At 60.9% G+C, this 18,639-nt stretch carries 12 protein-coding genes; 6 read left to right on the forward strand and 6 right to left on the reverse strand.

What is annotated here, in order from left to right:
* The first annotated feature begins 1 nt into the window (after position 1).
* A complete protein-coding gene (locus tag J3361_RS07945) occupies positions 2-1,924 on the forward strand; it encodes an acetyl-CoA hydrolase/transferase family protein (protein WP_207963768.1) in 1,923 nt (640 codons plus the stop codon).
* 120 nt (positions 1,925-2,044) lie between these two features.
* Here the strand turns inward: J3361_RS07945 and J3361_RS07950 are convergent, their stop codons facing one another.
* Entirely contained in the window at positions 2,045-2,617 is a 573-nt protein-coding gene (locus tag J3361_RS07950; protein WP_042728997.1) for a xanthine phosphoribosyltransferase, read from the reverse strand.
* Positions 2,618-2,672: 55 nt separating this feature from the next.
* The gene (rep, locus tag J3361_RS07955; protein ID WP_053127122.1) at positions 2,673-4,682 is read right to left on the reverse strand and encodes a DNA helicase Rep; all 2,010 of its coding nucleotides are present in this window, start codon (positions 4,680-4,682) and stop codon (positions 2,673-2,675) included.
* Positions 4,683-4,955: 273 nt separating this feature from the next.
* Between rep and J3361_RS07960 the strand changes: the two genes are divergently transcribed.
* Positions 4,956-6,626 carry a bifunctional diguanylate cyclase/phosphodiesterase gene (locus J3361_RS07960; protein ID WP_207963770.1) on the forward strand — a complete coding sequence of 557 codons (1,671 nt, stop codon included), beginning with the start codon at positions 4,956-4,958 and terminating at the stop codon, positions 6,624-6,626.
* A 108-nt stretch (positions 6,627-6,734) separates the two neighbouring features.
* Here J3361_RS07960 and J3361_RS07965 read toward each other — a convergent pair whose 3' ends face one another.
* The gene (locus J3361_RS07965; RefSeq protein WP_207963946.1) at positions 6,735-8,129 is read right to left on the reverse strand and encodes a NorM family multidrug efflux MATE transporter; all 1,395 of its coding nucleotides are present in this window, start codon (positions 8,127-8,129) and stop codon (positions 6,735-6,737) included.
* A gap of 158 nt (positions 8,130-8,287) precedes the next feature.
* On the opposite strand from J3361_RS07965, the gene J3361_RS07970 reads away from it, so the two are divergent.
* The 3 genes from J3361_RS07970 (at position 8,288) to J3361_RS07980 (ending at position 13,181) form a co-directional block, all read left to right on the forward strand.
* A complete protein-coding gene (locus J3361_RS07970; protein WP_176688935.1) occupies positions 8,288-9,208 on the forward strand; it encodes a LysR substrate-binding domain-containing protein in 921 nt (306 codons plus the stop codon).
* A gap of 186 nt (positions 9,209-9,394) precedes the next feature.
* Positions 9,395-11,371, forward strand: a complete 1,977-nt coding sequence (locus J3361_RS07975; protein WP_207963772.1) for a methyl-accepting chemotaxis protein — start codon at positions 9,395-9,397, stop codon at positions 11,369-11,371.
* A 595-nt stretch (positions 11,372-11,966) separates the two neighbouring features.
* Positions 11,967-13,181, forward strand: coding sequence for an aldose 1-epimerase family protein (locus J3361_RS07980; RefSeq protein ID WP_207963774.1), 1,215 nt, complete (start codon positions 11,967-11,969; stop codon positions 13,179-13,181).
* Between the two features lie 6 nt (positions 13,182-13,187).
* Here the strand turns inward: J3361_RS07980 and J3361_RS07985 are convergent, their stop codons facing one another.
* Positions 13,188-14,681, reverse strand: coding sequence for a YifB family Mg chelatase-like AAA ATPase (locus J3361_RS07985; protein WP_207963776.1), 1,494 nt, complete (start codon positions 14,679-14,681; stop codon positions 13,188-13,190).
* A gap of 252 nt (positions 14,682-14,933) precedes the next feature.
* Between J3361_RS07985 and J3361_RS07990 the strand changes: the two genes are divergently transcribed.
* Entirely contained in the window at positions 14,934-16,211 is a 1,278-nt protein-coding gene (locus J3361_RS07990) for a HAMP domain-containing histidine kinase (RefSeq protein ID WP_207963777.1), read from the forward strand.
* Positions 16,212-16,316: 105 nt separating this feature from the next.
* Here the strand turns inward: J3361_RS07990 and J3361_RS07995 are convergent, their stop codons facing one another.
* Both J3361_RS07995 and J3361_RS08000 read right to left on the reverse strand, forming a co-directional pair.
* Positions 16,317-16,550: a hypothetical protein gene (locus J3361_RS07995; protein ID WP_207963778.1), complete on the reverse strand. Its 234-nt coding sequence runs from the start codon at positions 16,548-16,550 to the stop codon at positions 16,317-16,319.
* A 38-nt stretch (positions 16,551-16,588) separates the two neighbouring features.
* On the reverse strand, positions 16,589-18,151 hold the full coding sequence (locus J3361_RS08000; protein ID WP_207963779.1) for an anti-phage dCTP deaminase: 1,563 nt from the start codon (positions 18,149-18,151) through the stop codon (positions 16,589-16,591).
* Between the last annotated feature and the right edge of the window lie 488 nt (positions 18,152-18,639).

Consider the following 18,639-nt stretch of genomic DNA (forward strand, 5'->3'; position numbering starts at 1 on the left):
GATGGTGCAGTTGTGTTCAATCGAACAGGCGGTGGATGACGTGCTCGAGCGCCTGCCGGCGCATATCCATCTCGGCATGCCGTTGGGGCTGGGCAAACCCAACCTGTTCGCCAACGCGCTGTACCGGCGCATCGCACAACTGCCCGAGCGACAGCTGACGATCTACACCGCCCTGAGCCTGGGCCGGCCGAACCTGGGCGATGGATTGCAGAAGCGCTTCCTCGAACCCTTTATCGAACGGGTCTTTGGCGATTACCCCGAGCTGGATTTCTTGGCGGACCTGCACCGGGACAGCCTGCCGGCGAATATCCGCGTCCAGCAATTTTTCATGCAGCCCGGCAGCCTGTTGCACAGCACGTCGGCCCAGCAGGACTACGTCAGCAGCAACTACAGCCATGCGGCCCGGGACATCAATGCCGCCGGCTTGAACCTGGTGGCGCAACTGGTGGCGAGCGATCCGGAGCATCCGGATCGGCTGAGCCTGAGCTGCAACCCGGACATCACCCTCGATTTGCTGCCGATGATCGCCAAGCGCCGGGCGGCCGGAGAGACCATCCTCCTGGTCGGTCAGGCGCACAACGATTTGCCCTACATGCCGGGCGACGCGGAAGTCGGCATCGACGCTTTCGACCTGTTGATCGACGAGAAGGACAGCCACACGTTGTTCTCCACGCCGAACATGCCGGTGGGCTTCCAGGACCATTTGATCGGCCTGCACGCCAGTACCCTGGTGCGCGACGGTGGGACGCTGCAGATTGGCATCGGCTCCATGGGCGATGCCTTGACGGCGGCGCTGCTGGCACGCCAGGCCGATAACGCCGGTTACCAGGCATTGCTGGCGGACCTGAACCTCAGCCAGTGGGCGCAACTGATCGAGCGCGAGGGCGGGGTCGAGCCGTTTGCCAAAGGGCTTTACGGTTGCAGTGAAATGTTCGTCAACGGTTTGCTGGTGCTGGCGGAGGCCGGGATCATCCGGCGCAAGGTCTACCCCGACGAGGCGACCCAGGAGCGGGCCAATGCCGGGACGCTCGATGAGGCGGCGCAACCCGACGGCATCTGCATACACGGCGGATTTTTCCTCGGCCCGCGCAGTTTTTACGAGCGCCTGCGCGAATTGCCGCAAAGCCGTCTGCGCGAATTCAACATGACGCGTATCAGCTACATCAACGAGCTGTACGGTCAGGAACAGCTCAAGCGTCTGCAACGCCTCGATGCCCGTTTCATCAACACGGTTTTCACCATGACCCTGATGGGCGCCGGGGTGGCCGATCAGTTGGAAGACGGGCGAGTACTCAGCGGTGTGGGCGGGCAATACAACTTCGTCGCCCAGGGCCATGCGTTGGAGGGCGGGCGTTCGATCCTGCTCTTGCGCAGTTGGCGTGAGGCCGGTGGCGAGATCAGCTCGAACATTGTCTGGGAGTACGGCCACTGTACGATCCCCCGGCACCTGCGCGACATCGTGGTGACCGAATACGGTATCGCCGACCTGCGGGGCAAGACCGACGCCGCCGTGATCGAGGCGTTGCTGAACATCAGCGATTCCCGCTTCCAGCCTGGGCTGATCGAGCAGGCGCAAAGTGCGGGCAAGTTGCCGAAGGATTTTCGTCTCGATCCGCGGTTCGCCGACAACACCTCGGAGCGCTTGCAGGCGATCCAGGCGCGGCATCCGAATCTGTTTCCCGAATATCCGCTAGGCTGCGATTTCGATGGGCCGGAGCGGGATCTGCTGCGGGCGCTGAACTGGCTCAAGAGCAAGTTCAAGCTCACCGAGATGTTGGAGCTGGGCAAAGCCGCGCTGGATGCACCGGAACCTTGGGAATATGCCGGGCATCTGGAGCGGATGCAGTTGACCAGTCCCGAGGGGTTGAAGGAGGAATTGGCCCAGCGGTTGCTGCTGGCGGGGCTCAAGGCGACTGCGCCATAACGGCGTGCACCTTCCCCTGTGGGAGCGGGCTTGCTCGCGAATGCGGTGTATCAGTTAGCATTGATGTGGCTGACACACCGCATTCGCGAGCAAGCCCGCTCCCACAGGGAATATGGGTGATCAGTCGATGAACGTCACAACCCCACCCGCCAGCGACTTCACCCGGGCCAACGATTCAACCCGATAACCCTGTGCGTCCAATTCCGCGCGGCCACCCTGGAACGACTTCTCGATCACGATCCCCAAGCCTGCCACGGTGGCGCCAGCCTGCTTGATGATGGAAATCAGCGCCTGGGAGGCTTTGCCGTTGGCCAGGAAGTCATCGATGATCAGCACCCGGTCGCTGCTGGTCAGGTGGCGCGGGCTGATGGCGACAGTGCTTTCGGTTTTCTTGGTGAACGAATACACGGTGGCCGACAGCAGGTTCTCCGTCAGGGTCAGCGACTGTTGCTTGCGGGCGAAGATCACCGGCACGCCAAGGTTCAGTCCGGTCATGATCGCCGGGGCGATGCCCGAGGCTTCGATGGTGACGATCTTGGTGATGCCCGAATCCTTGAACAGCGCGGCGAATTCATCGCCGATCAGCTTCATCAACTGCGGGTCAATCTGGTGGTTGAGAAACGCATCAACCTTCAGGACCTGGTCGGACAGCACGATGCCTAGCTCGCGGATTTTCTGGTGCAGGGCTTCCATGAAGCCTCCTCTGATGGCGCGTGAGCGCCTGAAGTCGATGAAAAAGTGAATGATTCTAGCGCTTCAGCATCGCGCGTATATCCGCCAGGGCACTGTTACCGCGAACGACTTTGACTTCCGTCGGCGTGTCGTCGTTGCCTTCCCAGGCCAGGTCGTCCGGCGGCAGTTCATCGAGAAAGCGGCTCGGTGCGCAGTCGATCACTTCGCCGTATTGCTTGCGCTTGGCGGCGAAGGTGAAGGCCAGCGTCTGGCGTGCCCGGGTAATGCCGACATAGGCCAGGCGCCGTTCTTCCTCGATGGTGTCGGCCTCGATGCTGGAACGGTGCGGCAGGATTTCTTCTTCCATGCCCATGATGAACACGTAGGGAAACTCCAGGCCCTTGGAAGCATGCAGCGTCATCATCTGCACGCCTTCGGCGCCTTCTTCCTCTTCCTGCTGGCGCTCGAGCATGTCCCGCAGCACGAGTTTGCCGATGGCGTCCTCGACGGTCATGTCGCCGTCTTCGTCTTTTTCCAAGGTGTTCTTCAACGCCTCGATCAAAAACCAGACGTTGCTCATGCGGTAGTCGGCAGCCTTGTCGCTGGAGCTGTTGGTGCGCAGCCAGTTCTCATAGTCGATATCCATGACCATGCTGCGCAGCGCTGAGATCGGATCTTCCCCGGCGCACTGCTCGCGGACCTTGTCCATGAAGCGCTTGAAGCGCGCCAGGCGGTCGGTAAAGCGGCTGTCCAGGTGTTCGCCCAGGCCGATTTCATCGGTGGCGGCGTACATCGAGATCTTGCGCTCGGTGGCGTAGTTGCCGAGTTTCTCCAAGGTGGTCGAACCGATTTCCCGGCGCGGCACGTTGATCACCCGCAGGAAGGCGTTGTCGTCGTCCGGGTTCACGATCAGGCGGAAGTAGGCCATCAGGTCCTTCACTTCCTGGCGACCAAAAAAGCTGTTGCCCCCCGACAGGCGATAAGGAACCTGGTGATGCTGCAATTTCAGCTCGATCAGCTTGGCCTGGTAGTTGCCGCGGTACAGGATCGCAAAGTCGCTGTACGGCCGGTCGGTGCGCAGGTGCAGGCTGAGGATTTCCATGGCCACGCGCTCGGCTTCGGCGTCTTCGTTGCGGCAACGGATCACGCGGATTTCATCACCGTGGCCCATCTCGCTCCACAGTTGTTTTTCGAATTCGTGGGGGTTGTTGGAAATCAGCACGTTGGCGCAACGCAGGATGCGGCTGGTGGAGCGGTAATTCTGCTCCAGCATCACCACTTTGAGCGACGGATAGTCTTCCTTGAGCAACATCAGATTTTCCGGCCGCGCGCCGCGCCACGCGTAGATCGACTGGTCATCGTCGCCCACCACGGTGAACTGGTTGCGTTTGCCGATCAGCAACTTCACCAGCAGATACTGGCTGGCATTGGTGTCCTGGTATTCGTCTACCAGCAGGTAGCGGACCTTGTTCTGCCATTTCTCCAGAATGTCGGCGTGTTCCTGGAACAGCTTGACCGGCAGCAGGATCAGGTCGTCGAAGTCCACCGCGTTGAACGCCTTGAGCGTGCGCTGGTAGTGGGTGTAGACGATGGCGGCCGTCTGCTCCTTGGGGTTGCGGGCGTTTTCCAGGGCCTCGGGCGGCAGGATCAGGTCGTTTTTCCAGGCGCCGATCATGTTCTTGATCTCATCCACGCCGTCGTCGCCCGAGTACTCCTTCTGCATGATGTCGGTCATCAGGGCCTTGACGTCGGTCTCGTCGAAAATCGAGAAGCCCGGTTTGTAGCCCAGCCGCGCGTGTTCCTTGCGGATGATGTTCAGGCCCAGGTTGTGGAAGGTACAGACCGTCAAGCCGCGGCCTTCGCCAGCGCGCAGCAGGCCGCCGACCCGCTCTTTCATTTCCCGGGCGGCCTTGTTGGTGAAGGTCATGGCGACGATGTACTGGGCGCGGATGCCACAATTCTGGATCAGGTGCGCGATCTTGCGGGTGATCACGCTGGTCTTGCCGGAGCCTGCACCGGCGAGCACCAAAAGAGGGCCGCCGACATAGTTCACGGCTTCTTGCTGCCGGGGATTGAGTCGGGACATGACAGGGTTCAGGGAGTCGTTTGCGAAATGGGCCGGCATTTTAACAGGCTCTGAGAATTGTGCTGCTCTGTCCGACTTGTGACGCACACGGGATTGTCATTTGCCGCTTCTGTCACTTTCACGCAGGATGTGGAGCCAATCGGGTCGTGCGTAGCATTTCGAGCGGAAAAAACCGCCGAAAACGCGTGTTTGAGAACCGTTGGCATTGGTCATTGCCCATCGGCAGGTCATAATGCCCGGCGCCTACCACCTTGCAGAGTCTAGGGAGTCAGCTTGTCAACGCCTGTCGAACCCTTGCGTTTGCTGTTATTGGCCCAGGAGCCAGAGTGGTCAGCAATCTTGCGCGAGTGCCTGGTGCCCTTGGGGCCCTCGGTCGTGTTGATCAGCGCTCCGAGCTGGGAGTCAGTCTGCAGCCTGTTCGAAGACAATCGCAACGCGGTGTTGCTGACCGTTGCGGCGTTGCAACCGGCGCCGGGTCGTTGCAGCCTGCCGACGATCCTGTTGCTCGAGCACGAGCCGGCGGCTGCCCCCGACGGCGTCAGCGACTGGTTGGTGCGCGATGTGCTCGACAGCGCGACCTTGCGTCGTTGCCTGCGCCATGTGCGTGAACGCGGCGTGCTGGAAAATACCTTGCAGCGCCTCGCCGAACAGGACCCGTTGACAGGCATCGCCAATCGCCAGGGCTTCCAGACTTTGCTGGCGGCGCGCCTGGCAGAAAACGACGGCCGTGGCCTGGCGCTCGGCCACCTGGACCTGGACAACTTCCGCCACGCCAACGACGCCCTCGGCCACCAGGCCGGTGACCGCTTGATCCTGCAAGTGGTGTCGCGGCTCAAGAGCTCGCTCGAGGCCGGCGATCAACTGGCGCGCCTGGGCAGTGATGAATTCGCCTTGTTGATCGACACCCGCCGCGCTCCGCAGCGGGCCGAATGGATGGCCGAGCGCATCACCGAGGCCTTGGCCGAACCCTATTGGGTGGACGGTGAAAGCTTGCTGATCGGCTGTAGTCTGGGCGTCGCCCATGCCCGCGCCCAGGCCGGCGCCGATCCACTGATGTGGCACGCCCACATCGCCATGCAACAGGCCAAGAGTACCCAGGGCTGCACCTTTCATATCTTCAACGAGCGCATCAATCGCAATGCCCGCAGCCTCGCCGACCTGGAAAGCGAACTGCGCCGGGCACTGCGCCGCGACGAGTTGGAACTGCATTACCAGCCCAGATTGAACCTCGATGGCGGCCACATCGTCGGCCTCGAAGCCCTGGTGCGCTGGCGTCACGGCGAGCGCGGCTTGCTGCCGCCGAGTGAGTTCGTGCCGCTGGCCGAACAGAGCGGCCTGATCGTGCCGCTGGGCTACTGGGTGATTTCCCGGGCGCTGCGGGACATGCAGGCCCTGCGCGAGCGGGGGCTGGCGCCACTGCACATGGCGGTCAACCTGTCGTTCCGGCAGTTCCAGGACAGCCAGTTGCTGCCGACCTTGAGCCGGCTGATTGCCGAGCGAGGTGTCGAAGCACAGTGGCTGGAATTCGAACTCACCGAAACCGCCGTCATGCGCCGCAGCGAACTGGTCAAGCAAACCATGGATGCCCTGGGCCGCCTGGGGGTGCGCTTCTCCCTGGACGACTTCGGCACCGGCTTCTCGTCGTTCGTACACCTCAACAGCCTGCCGATCGCCTTGCTCAAGATCGACAAGAGCTTCGTCGGCGGCATGGAACAGCGCGAAGAGAACCGCAAACTGGTGCACGCCATGATCAACCTGGCCCACAACCTCAACCTGGAGGTGGTGGCCGAAGGGGTGGAAACCCAAGAGCAACTGGACCTGCTACGCGGTTTCGGTTGTGACCAGGTGCAGGGTTTCCTGATCAGCAAGCCGTTGCCGTTGCCGGAATTGGTGGAGTACTTGACGTTCGAGGGTGATCAGCAGTCGATGCTGGAGATCAGCTGACGCAACACCCTGTGAGAGCGGGCTTGCTCGCGAAGGCGGTGGGTCAGCCGGATACTCTTGGACTGACACTCCGCCTTCGCGAGCAAGCCCGCTCCCACAAGGGGAGTTTCATTTGGCCTGGACCGCTTCGAAACTGGGCCGCCCAGGCTCACTGCGAATCATCCGTTTCATTTTCCATTCAAACGCCAGCGTCAGGCTCACGGCTGCACAGGCCAGCCCCAGGGCCAGGCCCCACCAGACACCGGTTGGACCCCAGTTCAGGTGGAAGGCCATCCACCACGCCGCCGGCGCACCGATCAACCAATAGCAACCCAGGCCCACCAGGAAGGTGGTCTTGGCGTCCTTGAGTCCGCGAATACAGCCCATGGCGATGGTTTGTGTGCCGTCGAACAGCTCGAACCACGCCGCCACCGCCAGCAGGCTCACCGCCAGGTTGATCACCTCGCGAAACGCCGGGTCGTCGTGGTCCAGGAACAAGCCGATCAATTGATGAGGCAACAACCAGAACACCATGGCGAACGCCAGCATCGCGGCCGCGCCGAAGCCGATCCCGACCCGCCCGGCCAGGCGTGCCATCAGCAGTTGCCCGGCGCCGTAGTGCTGGCCGATGCGCATGGTGATGGCGTAGGACATCCCGGCCGGCACCATGAACGCCACCGAGACGATTTGCAGAGCGATCTGGTGAGCCGCCAACGGCGTGCTGCCCATGGTGCCCATGCACAGCGCGGCGAACGCGAACAGCCCGACTTCCACCGCATACGTGCCGCCGATCGGCAGGCCCAGGCGCCACAGTTCCTTGAGGTACTGGCGATTGGGCCGCGACAGGCCGTCGAGCAATGGATAGGCACGGTAGGCCGGGTGCCGATGGATATGCCAGGCCAGCGCCAGTGCCATGCAGTTGGCAACGATAGCCGTGACCAGGCCGATCCCCATCAAGCCGAGTTTCGGCAGGCCGAACATGCCGGTGATGAGCGCGTAGTTGAGCAGGAAGTTGCCCACCGTCCCGCCGAGGCTGATCACCATCACCGGCGTGGCTCGGCCGATGGCGCTGGTGAAGCCGCGCAGGGCCATGAAGCTCAAGTAGCCGGGCAGGGCGAACGGCAGCGCCAGCAGGAACTGTCCGGCGGACAGTACGTTGGTTTCGGTCTGGCCGAACATCAGCAGCACCGGCTTGAGGTTCCACAGCAGCAACCCGGCCATCAGCGCCATCAACCAGGCCAGCCATAATCCGGCTTGGGTCAGCCGGGTGGCGCCCTCGACATCGCCTGCGCCCTGGCGAATCGCAACCAGGGTGCCCACCGCGGCGATCACGCCGATGCAAAAGATCGACACAAACGAATAGGTGGCCGCCCCGAGCCCGCCACCGGCGAGGGCTTCGGGGCTCAGGCGCGCCATCATCACGGTGTCGGTGAGCACCATCAGCATGTGCGCCAACTGCGAGGCAATCAACGGCCCCGCCAGCCGCAGGATGGCCCAGAGTTCGGTACGCACCGGATGCAGCATGATCATCACGCTCCCTGTTCAAAGAAGGCAGTAAAGCGACGATTCTCGGCGCTCTCGACGGATTGCACAAAAGGATAAAAAAGATCGCTGGCATGATTAAAACTCATGCTGGAGAGGTTTCTGGTAGGGTTTGCAAACCACGCCATGGAGCTTTCGCGATGTCTCGTCGTCTTCCGCCTCTTTATGCGTTGCGGGCATTTGAAGCCGCGGCGCGCTACAGCTCGTTCACCCGGGCTGCCGAGGAGTTGTCGATCACCCAGAGCGCCGTCAGCCGACACATTCGCACGTTGGAAGATCACTTTGCCTGTCGGCTGTTCCAACGCAGCGGTCGCAACCTGCAATTGACCGAGGCGGCGCGGTTGTTGCTGCCGGGCGTGCGCGAGGGTTTCATGGCGCTGGAACGGGCCTGCCACACCTTGCATGGTGAAGACGGCATCCTGCGCATGAAAGCGCCTTCCACCCTGACCATGCGCTGGCTGTTGGCGCGCCTGAGTCGCTTCCGGCATTTGCAGCCAGGCAACGAGGTACAACTGACCAGTGCCTGGATGGACATCGATTCGGTGGACTTCAACGTCGAGCCCTTCGATTGCGCCGTATTGCTGGGTAACGGGCATTTTCCGGCGGACTGGGAGGCCAGTTTGCTGTTTCCCGAGGAACTGATCCCCGTGGGCGCGCCGAACCTGTTGAACGATCAGCCCTGGGACGTGGCGCGGTTGGCCAGCGCCGAACTGCTGCACCCGACGCCGGATCGCCGGGACTGGCGCAACTGGCTGCAGCGCATGGGCCTGTCCGACAAGGTCTCGCTCAAGGGAGGGCAGGTGTTCGATACCCTGGAGCTGGGCATGATCGCGGCGGCACGCGGCTATGGAGTCTCCATGGGCGACCTGCTGATGGTGGCCGAGGACGTAGCCCAAGGACGCCTGAGCCTGCCATGGCCGACGGCGGTTGCCAGTGGCGAGCACTATTACTTGGTCTGGCCGAAAACCCGGCCGGGGGGCGAACGTTTACGCCGGCTCAGCGACTTTCTCCAGGGCGAGGTCAAGGCCATGCAGTTGCCCGATGTGCAGCGTCTGGGCTGAAACGTTGCAGTTGGCGTGCTAGCCACTTGGCATTAATCCGTCCAAACCGCTCAAGTATTTGGCTTTGCCGCCGAATCCGTGAAGATGGAACCCTCGTTCAGAAAGGGTCTACTTACACCTCACCCGAATAAAACGCCGAGCGTGCGACGTGATCAGGATGATCCGGTCTCTCGGCCAGGAGCCGTCATGTCTCAACCCCGTGCCCGGATCGCCTCGCAGCTAGGCCTCGCCCTCGCCGTGATACTGGCGATCGTGATCTCCGGCAGTACTGTCTTCGCCTTGCGTTCGCTGGACACCGCCAACCTTGCCACCCGTGAAGAGCACTTGGCCAGCGAAGCGCGCCTGATGGCCGATCAGCTCAATACCTTCCACAGCACCTTGCGTGAGAGCACCCAGCGCTTGGCCGGTCTGTTCGAAAAGCGCTTCAGCGCGGGTTTGACCGTGCACCCAGACCAGCCGGTGACGGTGGCGGGCGTACAGACCCCAGGCTTGAACCTGGGCAGCGAAGTGTTGAACAACAACTTCAAGGAAGTGGATGACTTCAAAGCGATGACCGCCGGTGTGGCCACGGTCTTCGTGCGCAGCGGCGACGATTTCATCCGCGTCAGCACCTCCGTCAGTAAACAGGACGGCACGCGGGCCATCGGCACCGTGCTCGATCGCGCCGGCCCCGCCTACGGTCCGGTGATCAGCGGGCAGAGCTACATCGGTCGGGCCCTGCTTTTCGGACGCTTCTACATGTCGCAGTACACGCCCGTACGCGACAGCAGCGGCAAGATCATCGCCGTGTTGTATGTAGGCTTCGACTACACCGACGCGCAGAACGCGCAGTTCGAAAACCTCAAGCGTTTCCGCATTGGCCAGACCGGTTCGCTGGCCTTGTTGGATGAGCAAAATAAATGGCTGGTGCCGCCGGCAGGCGTACAGGCGCTGGACAACGCGACCGCGGCCATCACGGGCCTGATCAAAAAACCGGGCAAGGGGGCGTTCTGGACCGATACCGCCGAAGACTTCTACAGCGTTGCCGTACCGTTCGAGGGCGGGCCGTGGGCGGTGGTGGCGAGCATGCCGAAAACCGAGATCCGCGCCGTGACCTGGAGTGTCGGTACACAACTGGCCATTGGCAGCCTGTTGGCGATGCTGTTGGCGGTCGGCTCGGCGATGTGGTTGCTGCGCAGCAAGCTGGCACCGCTGGGGGATCTGGTGCGCCAGGCCGAAGCATTAGGCGCTGGCGACCTGAGCGTGCGCCTGAACGTATCGAGCCATGACGAAATCGGTCAGCTGGCCCGTGCCTTCAACCAGATGAGCCAGGCCCTGTCGACCATGGTCGAGCACATCCGCAAGGCCTCCCAGGAGGTCAACAGTCGCGCCCAGGCCCTGTCCGGATTGTCCAGCGGGGCGTACGAGGGCATGGAGCAGCAGTCCGGCGAAATCACCAGCATGGCTGGCGCGGTGGAAGAGTTCAGTGCGACCTCCTTGAACATTGCCGACAACATGGGCAACACCGAGCGCCTGGCCCAGGAAAATGCTCAGCAAACCCGCATTGGCCGGACCTCGATGGACGAAGCGTCGTCGTCCCTGGAACAAATTGCCGGCGCGCTGAACAGCACGGCCTCGGTCATCAATACTTTGGGCCAGCGTTCCCAGGAGATCGGCGGCATCGTCGGTGTCATCACCTCGATTGCCGAGCAGACCAACCTGCTGGCATTGAACGCCGCCATCGAAGCCGCCCGCGCCGGCGAGCAGGGCCGTGGTTTCGCCGTGGTGGCCGATGAAGTCCGCAGCCTGGCGTCCCGCACGCGCCAGGCCACTGACGAAATCTCCAGCATGATCAACAGCATCCAGCAGGAAACCGGCAATGCCATCAGCACCATGGAGCAGGGCAACCTGCTGATGCAGGAAGGCCTGTCGCGCAACGCCAACGTGGCCTCGGCCCTGGCGCGCATCGACGAGCAGAGTCGCTCGGCTGGCCAGCAATTCGCGGCGATCACCACCGCCACCCAGGAACAAAGCAGCACCGCGACCCTGCTCAGCAGCAACCTGCAGAGCATCGCCATGGCCAACAGCGAACAGCGCCAAGTGGTCTCGAACCTGGCGCTCACCGCCAAAGAACTGGAAAAACTCGCCCAGGACCTGCGCCAAGAGGTTGATCGGTTCCGCTGAGGCCTCTGCAACCACTGCGAGCAGGCACCCCCGAGATTAATGTGGGAGCGAGCCTGCTCGCGAAGGCGTCTTGTCAGTCACATCTCTGTCAGCTGACCCACCGCCATCGCGAGCAGGCTCGCTCCCACAGGGGAATGTGTTCGGCCAGGCCCCGCCTGCTCGCCGGCGCTGATGGTGTTCACAGATAACCCAGCCACCACAACCCCCGTGGCGAGGGAGCTTGCTCCCGCTGGGTTGCGAAGCAGCCCCTGCCAAGTTATCCCCAATCAACCTGACCCACCGCGCTGCATGGGCTTGGGGCTGCTGCGCAGCCCAGCGGGAGCAAGCTCCCTCGCCACAAGAGCCGGCGGGTGCATGCTCTGCCACTAATAGACCAAGCACTGAAGAAAACTGTGGGAGCGGGCTTGCTCGCGAAGGCGGCAGTCCAGTCACCCTCATCTCAACCTGACCCACCGCTATCGCGAGCAAGCCCGCTCCCAGAAAAGCCCTCAATCCAGTGGTCCATCCTTTTTTAAGATTATTGCTGTTTTTGAGCTTGCTGAAACGTTTCTTCAAGTCTATAAAAACCGCACAACTCCAATAAAAGGTCGTGACCATGACTCCGTTCAGACTCCTTATCACCCTCGGCGCCTTGGGCGCTGCCTCCCAGGCGATGGCTTGGGATTACGTCCTGCTGGATACCGATAAAGCCGCCCAACCCTGGCAAATCACCAGCCAGCAACTCGGCGTGAAGACCGGCAAACCCTTTTCCGTGACGATGCGCACCCTGCACGGTGGTCGGCAGGAGGGTGTCAGCGTGGTCGACATCGACAACGGGACGCTCAAGCTTTCAGTCGTCCCGACCCGTGGCATGAACGTGCTGCAGGCATCGGTTGGCGACGTGCGCATGGGTTGGGATTCGCCCGTCAAGGAAGTGGTCAACCCGGCGTTTATCGAGCTCAACGGTCGAGGCGGGTTGGGGTGGCTCGAAGGCTTCAACGAACTGGTCACCCGCTGCGGCTACGAATGGGTCGGCCATCCCGGCATGGACAACGGCGAGCTGCTGACCCTGCACGGTCGCGCCGCCAATATCCCGGCCAACAAAGTCACCTTGCACATCGATGAAAAACCGCCCTACGCCATTACTCTGCGGGGCGAGTTGAAGGAGCAGGCGTTCAAGAAGGTCGATTTCTCGGTGCAGACCGAACTGGTCACCGAACCCGGCAGCGTGACGTTCGCGCTCAGCGATACGCTGACCAACAACGGCGATTATCCGAAGGAATACCAAGCGCTCTACCACAGCAACTTCAGTACGCCGTTCCTGGAGCAGGGCGCTCGTTTCGCGGCACCGGTCAAGCAGGTTTCGCCGTTCAACGACAAGGCCAAGGGCGACTTGTCCGATTGGCAAACCTACCGGGGCCCGACCAAGGATTACGACGAAACCGTTTATAACGTCGTGCCCTACGCCGACGCCAAGGGCGACACCCTCACGGTGTTGCACAACAAGGCCGGTAGCCTCGGTGTGTCGGTAGGCTTCAACACCAGCACGCTTCCGGTGTTCTCCCTGTGGAAAAACACCGATACCCAGGGGCAGGGCTACGTGACCGGGCTGGAGCCAGGCACCAGTTTTTCCTATAACCGCCGGTATCAGCGCCCTCTGGGTCTGGTTCCTACCATCGCGCCGAAAGAGCACAAGCAGTTCCAGATCCACTACAGCCTGTTGGCGGATAAGGGCGCTGTGGATAAGGCGCTCAAGCGCATCGATACGATCCAGAACGGTCAAAAAACCGAGGTTCGGCAAACACCGTTGGTAGACCTGAGCAAACCCTAAAGCGGTTCAAGCCGTAGCCGGCCGATATTGCAACGCTTCGGCCAGGTGCTCGCGACGAATGCTCCCCGCTTGCTCCAGGTCCGCCAGTGTCCGGGCGACCTTGAGCAAGCGATGGGCGGCGCGCAGCGACAGGGTCAGCCGCTCGCAGGCGGTTTCCAGCCAGGTTTCATCGGTTGTGGATAACTTGCAATGCCGGCGCAACCCCGGCAGATCGAGAAATGCATTGGCGCAGCCCTGGCGGTCGTGCTGGCGCCCCCGGGCTTCGGCGACGCGCTCGGCGACCGTGGCCGTATCGTCCCCGGGGTCGCGCTTGGGGTTCAACGCCGTGGCTTCCCGGGCGACGGTCAGGTGCAGGTCGATACGGTCCAGCAGCGGGCCGGAAAGTTTGTTGCGGTAGCGCTGCACCATGTCCGGTGTACAGGCGCAGCGGCCACTGGGCTCGCCAAGATATCCACAGGGGCAGGGATTCATCGCCGCCACCAATTGGAAGCGCGCCGGGAAGCGCACCCGGTCACGGGCGCGCGAGACCACGATGTGCCCGGACTCCAACGGTTCTCTCAAGACCTCCAGCACCTTGCGGTCGAATTCCGGCAGCTCATCCAAGAACAGCACGCCATGGTGGGCGAGGGTGATCTCCCCTGGTTGCGGTTTGGACCCGCCACCTACCAGCGCCGGGCCGGAAGCCGAGTGGTGTGGCTGGCGAAACGGACGTTGCGGCCAATGGCTCAAAGGCACGCAACTGGCCACTGACTGAATGGCTGCGACCTCCAGGGCTTCGCTCTCGGCCAGTGGCGGCAGCAACCCGGGTAAACGGCTCGCCAGCAAGGTCTTGCCGGTGCCCGGTGGCCCGCTGAACAGCAGGTTGTGAGCCCCCGCCGCGGCAATCAGCAACGCCCGCTTGGCCGCGGCCTGGCCTTGTACTTCGTTCAGATCGGGGTAGGGTTTGCTGGCCGAAAGCAGTCCATTGGAAACGAACGGCGCGACCGGCGTGTGACCGTTGAAGTGCGCCACCGCTTCGAGCAGATGGTCCACGGCGATCACCTTCAGGCCCGAGGCCAGGCAGGCTTCCTCGGCATTGGCCCGCGGCACCACCAGCACGCGCCCGGCCTTGCGTGCCGCCAATGCCGCAGGCAATACCCCGCGCACTGGGCGCACTGCGCCAGACAAGGCCAGTTCACCGAGGCATTCCACGTCGTCCAAGGTCAGGGTCGGCACTTGCACGCTGGCCGACAGGATCCCCAAGGCAATGGCCAGGTCGAAGCGCCCGCCGTCCTTGGGCAGATCTGCCGGCGCCAGGTTCAGGGTGATGCGCCGTGCCGGGAAGTTCAGGCCCGAATTGATGATCGCGCTGCGCACCCGATCCTTGCTTTCCTTTACCGCCGCTTCCGGCAGGCCAACCATTGTCAGCGACGGCAAGCCATTGGCCAGGTGGACTTCAACGGTAACGGCAGGCGCCTCGACCCCTACTTGGGCGCGGCTATGGACAATGGCAAGCGACATGAATCGTTCCTTGAGTGAATGGGGCGCCGCGTCCTGCGGCTCTTGAAGATTAGTCGCGGGGATGAACTTGGGCGCAGTAATTGAGGGGGGAAAATTTGGCAGGATGTTTCGAGGTGAGCGACCGCCGAAGGACGGCCAACACCCTACCGTCCAACCGGTGCCGACGCGAAATAGCCGGCCGCGGCCCTCTGCTAGACTCGATTTTGCCCAGTCGACACTTGGCGGTATCAACGGCACAGCGAGGAAGTGGCCATGAACGATCTGCTGGCTCTGTTAACCGACAAGCGCTTCATGCCTCACGGGCATTGCTACATGTGGCGTCCGGATTTGCTGTGGACCAATGTGATCGCCGATGGCTTGATCGCTCTGTCCTACGTCACCATCCCCTTCACCCTCCTGTACTTTATCCACAAGCGCAAGGACGTCCCGTTCGACTGGATGCTCGCGGCCTTTGGCGTGTTTATCCTGGCCTGCGGGACCAGCCATGTGATGGAAATCCTGACCATCTGGCAGCCCTATTACTGGCTGATGGCGCTGGTCAAGGTGATCACCGCGATTGCTTCGGTGATTACCGCCATCCTATTGGTCCGGCTGGTGCCGGCGGCCCTGAAGATCCCCAGCCCGCGGCAATTGGCCAAGGTCAACGACGAATTGCGCCAGGCCCAGGCCGAACTGGTGACCACCGCGCGCCGGGCCGGCATGGCAGAGATCGCCACCAATGTGTTGCACAACGTGGGTAATGTGCTCAACAGCGTCAATGTGTCAGCCCAGGTCCTCTACGATAAGGTGCACACCTCCAAGGGGCCTGCGGTGGCCAAGGTCGCCCAGTTGATGAAGGAACATCCCGATGACCTCGGCGACTTCATCAGCCGTGATCCGAAAGGGCGCGCGCTGCCTGACTATCTCGACAAGCTGGCAGACGCGCTGGCCGTCGAGCAGCAAGGCATGATCGCCGAGCTGGCGCAATTGACCCGTCGTATCGACCACATCAAGGAAATCGTCGCCACCCAGCAGTCCTACGCCGGCAATGCCAGTGTATTGGAGTGGGGCTCGCTGCGAGAGTTGGTCGAGGATGTCGTGCGCATTTGCGATGTGTCCCTGGCCCGCCATCACATCACGCTCGTCAAGGAATTCAGCGATACCCCGCCAATGCCGCTGGATAAGCACCGAGTGCTGCAGATCCTGGTCAATTTGATCAACAACGCCAAACAGGCACTGGACGCGGGTACGAACCGGCCGCCGCAAATCATCCTGCGCCTGAAGGTCGTTGACGAGGGACGCGTGCGGGTCGAGATCGAGGACAACGGTGAGGGGATCGCGCAGGACAATCTTGCGCGGGTGTTCGAGCACGGTTTCACCACGCGTGCCGACGGTCATGGTTTTGGTTTGCACAGCTGCATTCTGGCTGCGCACGAGATGGGCGGCGACCTGACCGTACAGAGCGCCGGGCCGGGCCACGGCGCGCTGTTTATCCTGGAGCTGCCGATGGCACTGACCCCGGACCCGTCTCAGCGGGCGGCGGATGGTTGAGCTGTCAGATCAAGGCCTAAGACACGAAGTGTTGCAGGCGCTGCGGATAACCGGGGGAGCAGGTCGAGCGCCGCGCTTGAGTCATATGTAAAAGCAATAAGGGGCTCAGACGAAATGTCTGGTTCTGTGCAAGATCCTTGCGATTAAACCTGCTTCAGCGGAGGAAATCCGCTGCTTGGGAAACGCTATCACCTTGTTCTCAGTGAGGCGGAACACTTTCGCAGACTCAATGAACGCTGGTACCGGCAGGTACGACTGGTCCTTGGTATCGAAGGAATCAAAGGTGAGCGCCAACTGTATTCCGACTTCTGGTTTACCAGACTCGTCAACGTTCTTCATAAAATTCTCCACTGCTGCTAGCAGCTCACCAGATGACCTTAAATGCCGCGGGAGGATAGTCCCTGTACGATGAGAGATTCAAGGGTCGGAATGGCTTCTATTGTAACGAAGGCGACGGGATGGGCTTCCCTGGAATGCATATTTCCTTCTGCGTTTTTCCGGCCTTTGGGGTGAGCGGAGAAAAAGCGCAGGAATCTTGAGGGGGCCACACCGTCAAAGGGCATCACTCTGACCTTGTCTGTCTCGTTTTCATTTTCAGTTATAGCATCCTCATGAAGCTTGGTAGCAAGGCTCTTTCTGTATGGTTCCAAGAAGTAAACCTCCCGGACTCCTGCTGCAACGATGTGTCGAGCGCAAGAGTGGCAGGGATAGGTGGTGACGAATAGCTTCCCGCCCCGGATTTTCCCTCCATCAGTACCGCCAGCACTTAACAATGCATGCATTTCAGCGTGCACAGCGCGGGAAAACTCAATCAAACTCTTCAACTGCGACTTTTTGCGGATGACTTGGTAGACCTGATCTCGTTTGGCCTCTTCGATGAGGCCTTCGCTGGTCAAGAGATCGACTATCGCATTGGAAATGGCCCTTTTTTCTTGGTCGTTGGAGCAAAAGCCGCCCCCAAGGTTCCAGCAGCGCCGGTCTTCATCGGGTGAGCTACCGTATGTTTCTGTCTGATAGAGCCCACCGAAAGCTTTGGGTACATCGTTCCATCCGGTGGCTAGGATCTCCCCATCAGCACTGGTGATAGCGGCGCCGACCTGTCGCGAAAGGCACGCTGAATTCCGTGCGGCTGAGAATGCCGTATACATGGCCCGTTCATTCAGGGTTGGGGTCGCAATCACCGTCCCCAACATGAGGTCGAGAAAGCGTTTTACCCGCCCTTTACGATGTGTGTCTGTTGTCTTTTCCACGCGTAGGAAAAAGTCAGCTTGGGGAAACGTGTCTTCGACTCGCTGACCGTGGTCTATTTCCTCACCAGAGTCTCTGTCGATCAGATCGTGGATGTGATCTCCCGGGCCTTTGGAGCGTTCAAGCCTGGCGATGCGCATCTCGATGGGCGAGTACACCCCCACGACATGGAGCATATCTCCATAGATAGACCGCAACAGCTTCAGCTCATCGATATGTTTGATCGAGTCGATGATGTGACAGTAGCGAACAGTCACCTTAGGAACGACCGCTGATTCTGCATCTTCGAATAAGTCGGGCTCGCGATTTTTTTCCGATGCTTGCTGGGCTTCCTCGCGCTCCAAGGTGATCCGTCTAATTGCAAAGCGAGCCAGGATTTCGTTGCCATACTCAGCACGAAGCTCATTTCCTGCCTCAATCAGCTTAAGAATGGATTTCTCGCCGGTCAGTGCTTTCTGCTTACGAATTTCGTCACTAAGTCGGATGATGTTAACTTTTTCGTAGCTGTAATCATTGCCGAGCAGTAAGTCTTGGAAAGTCTGTGCTACATCGTGCAACGGAGTCCCCATCGGCCCGCATAGGGCGATGACTATCTCTGGAGTGATTGTTTTTCCTATTGCGCCGATGTCGTCGAAATGACCGCTTTGGTCACTGTTCGCTGAAGCTATGAGGCGAAAGTCTGGTGCTGCCATAACGGTCCCTGTGAGGTATGCGCGCGTTGAGGCTCGATCATCGCACATTGATATCAAATTCTTGTGGTTTCGCAACCAGCTAATGTGGTTACGCTCGGCGTTGTGCAAAACCAGGCCGCCTCATCCACCGTTCATTGCTGATTGGGTTTGGAGACTTATCGGTTCCTCTGAAGATATTTGGTTTCGGTGAATCGTAAGGGAAGCTGGATCGTCGAGGTAATCAGTCGCGAGAGCTTTTTTTGTAGGAACGAGCCTGGATCAGTGAGGGACTTCGGTGAACTGGATGGGGCTCCCTGCCAAGTCGAAGGTGTTTTTCATGATCACGACTAGACCTTTAGAAAGAAGTGGGCGGTATTGTGGAATTCGGCCACTTTATTCGGTGAATTCCTGACGAAGAGCTTGCTGGCCTGCAGGGACGGCTGAAGTTTTATTAAGGTGTTAGGCGAGCTGGCGAATACAGACGGAGCTGCCACGCCAGTCCTAAAAGC

It is taken from the genome of Pseudomonas sp. OA65 (assembly GCF_017498305.1).
In the GTDB taxonomy this organism is placed as follows: domain Bacteria; phylum Pseudomonadota; class Gammaproteobacteria; order Pseudomonadales; family Pseudomonadaceae; genus Aquipseudomonas; species Aquipseudomonas zanjanensis.

Coding starts and splice junctions, on each gene's coding strand:
- J3361_RS07975 (WP_207963772.1), top strand. CDS start 9,395: ATGTCTCAACCCCGTGCCCGGATCGCCTCGCAGCTAGGCCTCGCCCTC.
- rep (WP_053127122.1), bottom strand. CDS start 4,682: ATGTCCCGACTCAATCCCCGGCAGCAAGAAGCCGTGAACTATGTCGGC.
- J3361_RS07990 (WP_207963777.1), top strand. CDS start 14,934: ATGAACGATCTGCTGGCTCTGTTAACCGACAAGCGCTTCATGCCTCAC.
- J3361_RS07965 (WP_207963946.1), bottom strand. CDS start 8,129: ATGCTGCATCCGGTGCGTACCGAACTCTGGGCCATCCTGCGGCTGGCG.
- J3361_RS07985 (WP_207963776.1), bottom strand. CDS start 14,681: ATGTCGCTTGCCATTGTCCATAGCCGCGCCCAAGTAGGGGTCGAGGCG.
- J3361_RS07945 (WP_207963768.1), top strand. CDS start 2: ATGGTGCAGTTGTGTTCAATCGAACAGGCGGTGGATGACGTGCTCGAG.
- J3361_RS07970 (WP_176688935.1), top strand. CDS start 8,288: ATGTCTCGTCGTCTTCCGCCTCTTTATGCGTTGCGGGCATTTGAAGCC.
- J3361_RS07995 (WP_207963778.1), bottom strand. CDS start 16,550: ATGAAGAACGTTGACGAGTCTGGTAAACCAGAAGTCGGAATACAGTTG.
- J3361_RS08000 (WP_207963779.1), bottom strand. CDS start 18,151: ATGGCAGCACCAGACTTTCGCCTCATAGCTTCAGCGAACAGTGACCAA.
- J3361_RS07980 (WP_207963774.1), top strand. CDS start 11,967: ATGACTCCGTTCAGACTCCTTATCACCCTCGGCGCCTTGGGCGCTGCC.
- J3361_RS07950 (WP_042728997.1), bottom strand. CDS start 2,617: ATGGAAGCCCTGCACCAGAAAATCCGCGAGCTAGGCATCGTGCTGTCC.